Origin of the sequence: uncultured Aurantimicrobium sp. (assembly GCF_936931525.1) — a bacterium.
Taxonomy (GTDB): domain Bacteria; phylum Actinomycetota; class Actinomycetes; order Actinomycetales; family Microbacteriaceae; genus Aurantimicrobium.
Window position 1 is genome coordinate 1 of record NZ_CAKZII010000114.1, and the last position, 3,129, is coordinate 3,129.

Annotated in this window: 2 protein-coding genes and 1 tRNA gene; 2 read left to right on the plus strand and 1 reads right to left on the minus strand. The window is 53.7% G+C overall.

Annotation, left to right across the window (positions count from 1 at the left end; genetic code table 11):
• Nucleotides 1-34: 34 nt before the first annotated feature.
• Both Q0362_RS05230 and pyk read left to right on the plus strand, forming a co-directional pair.
• The gene (locus Q0362_RS05230) at nucleotides 35-1,492 is read left to right on the plus strand and encodes a glutamate synthase subunit beta (RefSeq protein ID WP_298120770.1); all 1,458 of its coding nucleotides are present in this window, start codon (nucleotides 35-37) and stop codon (nucleotides 1,490-1,492) included.
• Nucleotides 1,493-1,555: 63 nt separating this feature from the next.
• A complete protein-coding gene (gene pyk, locus Q0362_RS05235) occupies nucleotides 1,556-3,001 on the plus strand; it encodes a pyruvate kinase (RefSeq protein ID WP_298120773.1) in 1,446 nt (481 codons plus the stop codon).
• Between the two features lie 43 nt (nucleotides 3,002-3,044).
• Here pyk and Q0362_RS05240 read toward each other — a convergent pair.
• Nucleotides 3,045-3,128, minus strand: a tRNA-Leu gene (locus Q0362_RS05240).
• Between the last annotated feature and the right edge of the window lies 1 nt (nucleotide 3,129).

A 3,129-nucleotide genomic window follows, 5' to 3' on the forward strand; every position in this document is an offset into this window, starting at 1 on the left:
GATGCAACCTGGAAGAAAATCATGGAGGTGACCGGTGGCTGATCCCAAAGGTTTCTTGAACACACGTCAACGTGAAGTTCCTGCCCGCCGCCCCGTTCCTATCCGTTTGATGGACTGGAAAGAGGTCTATGAAGCTGGCGACCGCGAAACCCTGGTGCGCCAGGCAGGTCGTTGCATGGACTGTGGAATTCCTTTCTGCCACCAAGGATGCCCTCTGGGTAACCTGATCCCTGAATGGAACGACCTCACGTGGCGTGGAGATGACAAGGACGCCATTGATCGCCTACATGCGACCAATAACTTCCCTGAGTTCACCGGTCGTTTGTGCCCGGCACCCTGTGAGTCCTCCTGTGTTCTAGGAATTAATCAGCCTGCTGTCACCATCAAACAGGTTGAAGTGTCCATCATTGATAAGGCTTTCGATGAAGGTTGGGTTGAGCCCCTCATTCCTGAGCGTCTTTCTGGAAAGACTGTCGCCGTTGTCGGTTCAGGCCCTGCAGGACTAGCTGCCGCACAGCAGCTAACTCGTGCTGGACATACCGTTGCTGTCTTCGAGCGCGACGAGAAAATCGGCGGTCTGCTTCGATACGGTATTCCTGATTTCAAGATGGAAAAGATTCACATCGACCGTCGCCTTGAGCAGATGGAAGCTGAAGGAACTCGATTCCGTCCAGGAGTCAACATTGGTGTTGACATTACGTGGGAAGACCTGCGTAAGCGTTACGACGCAGTTGTCGTTGCAACGGGTGCAATGGTTCCTCGAGACCTTTCTATTCCAGGACGTGACCTCTCCGGAGTTCATTTCGCTATGGAATATCTTGCGCAGTCCAACCGCGCTGTTGACGGGCAAGAAGTCATCGATCAAATCCATGCTCAGGGCAAACACGTTGTTGTCCTCGGTGGTGGAGATACCGGCGCTGACTGCATTGGCACGGCACACCGCCACCAAGCCGCTTCAGTTACTAACCTTGCTATCGGTAAGCAGCCTCCAGCCGAGCGTTCCGACTCTCAGCCTTGGCCAACTTTCCCTAACCTTTTCGAAGTCACTAGTGCACACGAAGAGGGAGGTACTCGTGAGTACCTCGTCTCCACCGTTGAGTTCCTAGGCGATAAGGATGGAAACGTCCGCGCTGTTCGAGTTGCAGAAACAGAGTTCGTTGATGGAACACGTGTCCCTAAGGCCGGAACCGAGCGAGAGATTCCTGCTGACCTCGTACTTCTTGCTCTTGGGTTTACCGGTCCAGAAGGTGACATTGCAGCCTCTGAGCTTGGTGTGAGCTTGACCCAACGAGGAAATCTCAACCGCGATGCAGAATATGCAACCGCAGAGCCAGGCGTATTCGTTGCTGGTGATGCTGGTCGTGGTCAATCCCTGATTGTCTGGGCTATTGCCGAGGGTCGCGCAGCTGCTGCAGCCGTTGACCGCTACCTTGAAGGTGAAACTTTGCTCCCTGTTCCTGTATTACCCACAGATCGCGGTTTCGCGGTTTAGTACGATAAAACAGTCGCAGTTCCCTCCTGTGACCTGGCACCACTGAAACGAAAGAGACATTTCATGAGACGCGCCAAAATCGTTGCGACCCTTGGTCCTGCAACATCGAGTTATGAAAGCCTGAAAGCCATTATTGAGGCTGGTGTTGACGTAGCTCGCATGAACCTCTCACACGGCTCCTACGACGTGCACGAAGAGGTTTACCGCAACGTTCGCAAGGCTGCTGCAGATGTGGGTAAGCCTGTCGCTGTCTTGGTTGACCTTCAGGGTCCCAAGATTCGTCTCGGAAAATTTGAGGGTGGTCCCTACGATCTCGCAGAAGGCGACATCTTCAAGATCACTATCGAAGACATTGTGGGCAATAAGGAAATTAGCTCCACCACCTTCAAAGGTCTTCCTCAGGATGTCAAGGCGGGTGACCCTCTTCTCATCGATGATGGCAAGGTAACCCTTCGTGTTCTAGAAACTGATGGCACCGTCGTCACCACTGTCGTTGAGGTACCTGGTCCCATCTCAAACAACAAGGGAATTAACCTTCCTGGAGTTGCTGTGAATGTCCCTGCCCTGTCCGACAAAGATGAGGCTGACCTCCGTTGGGGTCTTCGTCTAGGCGCAGACTTCATTGCCTTGAGCTTTGTTCGTGATGCAGCAGACATCAAGCGCGTTCACGAAATCATGGACGAAGAAGGCGTTCGTCTTCCCGTCATCGCAAAGGTCGAAAAGCCACAGGCCGTTGACAACCTCGAAGAAATTGTTGATGCGTTTGACGCCATCATGGTTGCTCGTGGTGACCTCGGTGTTGAGCTTCCCCTGGAAGCTGTCCCTATTGTCCAGAAGCGCGCCGTTGAACTAGCTCGTCGCTGGGCAAAGCCCGTTATCGTCGCTACGCAGGTTCTTGAGTCCATGATCTCAAGCCCACGTCCGACCCGTGCAGAGGCATCTGACTGTGCCAACGCTGTTCTTGACGGAACCGACGCTGTAATGCTCTCCGGTGAGACCAGCGTGGGTGATTTCCCGACAATTACCGTTTCCACCATGGCTCGAATTATTGAATCAACTGAGGATCACGGTCTTGAGCGTATTCCTGAGCTGGGCACCAAGCCTCGCACCCAGGGTGGTGCAATCACTTTGGCTGCAAAGGAAGTTGCCGAGTTTGTCGACGCGAAGTTCTTGGTTGTCTTTACCGAATCAGGTGACTCTGCTCGACGTATGGCACGCCTGCGTTCAGACATTCCCATGATTGTTCTGACGCCTCACGAACACATTCGTCGCCGCATGGCCCTCACCTGGGGCGTCAAGTCCTACCTGGTCGAAGCTGTGACTCACACTGACCAGATGTTTGGTCAAGTAGATGACCTCCTCATGGGTGAAGGTCTTGCATCTGCTGGCGACAAGGTGGTCGTTATCGCCGGTTCCCCTCCGGGAATTGCCGGTTCTACCAACGACCTTCGTGTTCACAAGGTCGGAGATGCTCGTAACGCAGCAGCTCCCGCCTACGAAAACCTCTAGGTTTGAAATAAGAAAAGCCCCTCATCTGAGGGGCTTTTCTTAGTGGTGCCGAATGTGGGACTTGAACCCACACGTCCGAAGACAAAGCATTTTGAGTGCTCCGCGTCTGCCATTCCGCCAATTCGGCT

Coding starts and splice junctions, on each gene's coding strand:
- pyk (WP_298120773.1), top strand. CDS start 1,556: ATGAGACGCGCCAAAATCGTTGCGACCCTTGGTCCTGCAACATCGAGT.